Consider the following 568-nt stretch of genomic DNA (forward strand, 5'->3'; position numbering starts at 1 on the left):
GGTGGAAACACCATGTACATCACGAGTGGGATGAGGAACAAACACAACAAACCAGGGACGATCGCCGCGGTTGCCCAGCCAGCCCATGTGATTTCAACGCCTTGTTCTTTTGCGAAGTTAGCGGCGAGTGGGTTACCTGCCATTGAGGTCAGGAACATCGCACATGTAATCGCGTTACATTGGAAGATACATTGCACCAAAAATGCGCCGATTCGGTTCTCAGTACCTTTTTCTGGGTCGGAATCATAAGCACTCGCAACCGAGCGAAATAGCGGAGAAATAATACCGCCACAACGCGCTGTGGTACTTGGGGTTGCAGGTGCAAACAGCAAATCAGTCAACACTAAGCCGTAAGCAAGGCCTAATGAGTTGTGACCAAGTTTAGAGATAAACCAGTATCCGACGCGTCGACCAAAGCCGGTGGTAATAAAACCGCGAGAGATAAAGAACGCAGCTGCAATCATCCAAATCGTTGGGTGCGCGAAGCCAGTCAGTGCGGTTTTGATTGGCAGTACGCCAAGCAGTGTCGCGAGCGTCAAACCCATCAAGGCCATCGCGCCAAGAGGAA

At 51.1% G+C, this 568-nt stretch carries 1 protein-coding gene; it reads right to left on the minus strand.

Going from position 1 to position 568, the window contains the following annotated elements; translation table 11 throughout:
- Positions 1 to 568: SLC13 family permease (locus tag R7O13_RS29410; RefSeq protein ID WP_318305531.1), on the minus strand; the 568-nt coding region annotated here is incomplete at both ends.

It is taken from the genome of Vibrio sp. Y176, assembly GCF_033438945.1.